Raw genomic sequence first — 4,194 nt, 5'->3', positions numbered from 1 at the left:
GTGAGCTGGGTTCAGAACGTCGTGAGACAGTTCGGTCCATATCCGGTGCAGGCGTAAGAGTATTGAGAGGAGTCCTCCTTAGTACGAGAGGACCGGGAGGAACGCACCGCTGGTGTACCAGTTATCGTACCAACGGTAAACGCTGGGTAGCCAAGTGCGGAGAGGATAACCGCTGAAAGCATCTAAGTGGGAAGCCCACCTCAAGATGAGTACTCTCACTACAAAAAGTAGGTAAGGTCACGGGCAGAACACCCGTTAATAGGCTCTAAGTGGAAGTGCAGTAATGTATGTAGCTGATGAGTACTAATAGACCGAGGGCTTGACCTCTTCTACAATTGATAATTGACAATTGACAATTGACAATTGATAATTAAAAATGTCAGTTTTTGGTAGTTAATTATGACGGCTGATTCTCTTTCTTTTTGCAGTCTTCAGGGTTGTGAGCGCCCTAAGTTAAAAACTGAGAGTTAATTTTTAATTCTAAATTTTTAATTTTTAATTGTTTCCTGGTGTCTATGGCGCAGTGGAACCACACTGATCCCTTCCCGAACTCAGAGGTGAAACGCTGCTGCGGCGACGATAGTTTGGGGGTAGCCCCACGTCAAAATAGCTCGATGCCAGGTCTTATATTTTACAACAATGCCCCTTCTATTCATTTAGAGGGGGTTTTGTTTTTATATAGATAAACTGAAGTTGTTAAAATCTAATTCAGAGTGCTTGATGTTCTCAATTAATAGTAAAAAAGATAGACTAGTAAAACTAAACACTTTATTATTCTAAAAGTGATGAAAGCATCTGCTAAGTTCGATTTTGAAGACGAAAAATTTAACGCCCCACCTTCCCAAGTCCTGCCCTGGGGTTTGATGATTAACCCTCGTTATGGTACAGATGGTTTACAGAGTTATGGTCTAGCAATTAGTCGGGATAATGCTCAAGCTGTTGGTTTTCAACCAGATGAAAATTGGCAACAGGTAGACCATGAATTTAGTTCGGGAGTGGAAACGGTATTTATTAGCACTACTCCCCGATTAGTAATTGTGCGTCGTGGTCCATTATCTGTGAAAGACCGAGAAACGGGGATGAAATTAGGGACATTTAAGGATAATTATGATGCTTTTTTAGCGGATAAAGTTAAATTTAAGATTTTTACCCGTCATCTGATTTTTTTGGTAGGTGAAGATAAAAAGTTTTTACATCAATCACCTCTGCAATTAACTCTTAGTGGTTCAGCCGGTGCTAGTTTTGGTAAAAATTATGCTGAATATCAACAAGGGCGAATTACTAGTGGTTTTGCTGGAGAATTAGAAAAAGCTTATGCTGGTTTTCACAAGAAACCTGTAACTCCAAAGGGTCCTTTATTTCATGCTCATGGGATTTTTTGCCCAATTATTGAATGTGAAGAAAGAGGAATTGAACCTAATATTGCTTTGGTAGCTTCAACTGTAGATTATAAACATCCCACAGTTTCAACTTTAACTGATTATATGATTGCCTCAGATTCCCCTGAGTCGGAAATAATTTGTAAGACTTTTGAGGAATACAAAGAATTTGGTAAGGAAGTGATTAAACCAGAAATTTCTAAGGTAGAAATGACTGGTGTTACCAATTCCTATGTGTATGCAGATGATGATGAATTTGGTTATCCACCGTATTAGGGAATGGGAAGAGGGACAGGGGAAAAATTTTTTTCTTCCCTCTTTCTCCTGATTGGGCGCAGGGACTGCGCCCCTACCTCCTATTCTTTCAGTAGTAAATAAAATAGTGAACCATTGCCACCTGTAATACCGGCCCGATCGCCTGCTAATTTACCAGATCCCATGAAATAATCTACTCTTCCTGGTCCTTTAATCGCACTGCCTGTATCCTGATCTAGGACAAAACGGTTAACTCTTCGAGCTGCCAACTTGCCACGACTGGTAGGATAGGGGAATGAGTTAATAATCATTGCTAGTGCGCCCGGTGGCATGAGAGATTTATCTGTAGCAATAGAACGATCTGTGGTTACAGGAACGTTAATACTGCCTGTTGCTGGTGTTCCGTTAGTTTCTTGAAAGAAAACAAATCTTTCCCAGCGTGGTAAATAATTATTCAACTCCTTGGGATTTTGGCGGAAATAACTAATCAACTTAGGCATAGTTAAACCGCTAAGTGGCAATTTACCATCTTTTGCTAATTCTCCACCGATACTCGTCCAAGGATACTCTGTTCCTCCCGCAAAACCGACGGAAGTTTTCTTTCCATTGGTTAAATTAATTTGGGCAGAACCTTGGATATGAATCATGTAGGGATCAAAGCGATCGCGGAACCACAGCATTTCTAATCCGCGTAACTTACTTTTATTCCCCAATAAACCATCTTTTCCTTCTAAATCAACCCGTTTGGGATGAGGTTTCGCCCATTCCTTAAAATCAGGTGGGACTCTATACAAAGGATATTTATATACTGAAGTTCTGGTACGACTGGCAGTATACACAGGCTCATAATAAGCCGTGAACTTAACAGTCCCCCTACCATCGTTGCCTACAGACTGGTAAAAAACAAACTCTCGACGCACAGCAGCTTGCAATTGGGCTGCTGACTGAGAACTAACCACCAGTTGCCGAAAGCGTACTAAACTCCGACGCACTCGATCTAGGGTAATTCCCTGAATTGGGTAATTAGCATAGATTGTAGCTGCTTTATTCGTTCCCAAATAACGCAAACTGTGATCAATTGAAGTTAACAGTGCTTTTTTATCTCCCCGTTTACCCCAAAGTTGTTCGTCCCAACCGAAACAACCTTGAGCAGCACAAGCAGTTTCGATATTAACGGGTTGGAGTGCTGGTAACACCTCCGGTAATGGTTGAGGGGCAACTGGTATGATGACAGGCTGTGAAGTCGGAGCTTGAGCAACAACTAAAGAAAGTGGATTTATCAGGGCAATTCCCAGACTTAAGGCAAGCAAAGTAAGGTTTTTTCTCATCTTTTATCTTTCAATACTGGAATTAAAAACAGGTTCTACTCGAATCCCTACAATCTTAGACGGACGTACCACCATATATTCTCCCTGAATATTTTTAATCGGTACGCTAATAAAATCATGAGAAGCAGATTTTGGCACAAGCTCACTACTGTACCACTTTTGGAATTCTTGAATAGTAGGAAAACGCACTTCTTCCCGGTGTCCACTGTCTAAAAGCAGAAATACAGCATATTCGTTTGGAGTTCTCGGCATAATTTCAGATCACTAAAAATACATCTACTCCATTGTTAACTACGTCGCACCACTCTGGAAAGGGTAATTAGTTAAGTGACAGGCAAGATGACCTTTCTACAATAGTTTTACTCACATCTTGCACTTTTCACCCAGTTTGATTTTTGGATGTCGTCACCAACATCACAGGAACAGGTATTGCAAAGTAGAGACAAGCTTGGATTTCTCTTCACAAGTCCAGGAGATATTTAGTAGGAAAGGTGTTATCGCGGTATGCACTTGCATGAGATACAGTCAGCTAATGGCAAACTCTGTAGGGGCGTAGGGTCTGCGCCCTCTATTGTATTGCATCAAGGGCGATAACCGCTATAGGCTGTTGTTAATAGTATTTCATGGTCAGTTAAATTAATTTACCTTGATTTTAATTTTTGTCTGAATCAGGATTTACAGGATTAAAGGATTTACGGGATATTTGATTTTAATTTTTGTCTGAATCAGGATGTCCAGGATTAAAGGATTTACAGGATATTTGATTTGATATTTTTACTCATAGCTCAATATAGCGGTATGCACTTGAGTGAGATACAGTCAGCCAATTGCAAACCCTGTAGGGGCGCAGGGTCTGCGCCCTAGATTGTATTGCATCCTACCGATAACCGCTATAACACAATCAATCAAAATCAGAATCAAAAACCTATTAACAAAACGATCAAACCATCCTGTAAATCCTCAAATCCTGGCTATCCTGATTCAGACAATTATATTTCTAGGGAATAGTACAATCAATCAAAATCAGAATCAAAAACCTATTAACAAAACGATCAAACCATCCTGTAAATCCTCAAATCCTGGCTATCCTGATTCAGACAATTATATTTCTAGGGAATAGTACAATCAATCAAAATCAGAATCAAAAACCTATAACCAAAACGATCAAACTATCCTGTGAATCCTCAAATCCTGGCTATCCTGATTCAGACAATTATATTTCTAGGGAATAG

Annotated in this window: 3 protein-coding genes and 2 rRNA genes; 3 read left to right on the top strand and 2 right to left on the bottom strand. The window is 40.1% G+C overall.

From position 1 onward, the window contains the following. From FJR38_RS08310 to FJR38_RS08300, 3 genes are all read left to right on the top strand, one after another. A 23S ribosomal RNA gene (locus FJR38_RS08310) occupies positions 1 to 327 on the top strand; the annotation flags it as partial. A gap of 178 nt (positions 328 to 505) precedes the next feature. Continuing rightward, positions 506 to 623: ribosomal RNA gene (gene rrf, locus FJR38_RS08305) — 5S ribosomal RNA — on the top strand. Between the two features lie 162 nt (positions 624 to 785). Next, positions 786 to 1,655, top strand: coding sequence for a DUF5895 domain-containing protein (locus FJR38_RS08300; RefSeq protein WP_168498604.1), 870 nt, complete (start codon positions 786 to 788; stop codon positions 1,653 to 1,655). Positions 1,656 to 1,735: 80 nt separating this feature from the next. Here FJR38_RS08300 and FJR38_RS08295 read toward each other — a convergent pair whose 3' ends face one another. Together FJR38_RS08295 and FJR38_RS08290 are read right to left on the bottom strand one after the other, a co-directional pair. Further along, the gene (locus tag FJR38_RS08295) at positions 1,736 to 2,962 is read right to left on the bottom strand and encodes a murein transglycosylase A (protein WP_168498557.1); all 1,227 of its coding nucleotides are present in this window, start codon (positions 2,960 to 2,962) and stop codon (positions 1,736 to 1,738) included. Positions 2,963 to 2,965: 3 nt separating this feature from the next. Further along, entirely contained in the window at positions 2,966 to 3,214 is a 249-nt protein-coding gene (locus FJR38_RS08290; RefSeq protein WP_168498559.1) for a hypothetical protein, read from the bottom strand. Between the last annotated feature and the right edge of the window lie 980 nt (positions 3,215 to 4,194).

This window comes from Anabaena sp. UHCC 0253, from assembly GCF_009712085.1.
Lineage (GTDB): Bacteria > Cyanobacteriota > Cyanobacteriia > Cyanobacteriales > Nostocaceae > Dolichospermum.
Note: the sequence above shows the minus strand (reverse complement) of the source record. Positions and strands in the feature narration are given on the sequence as shown.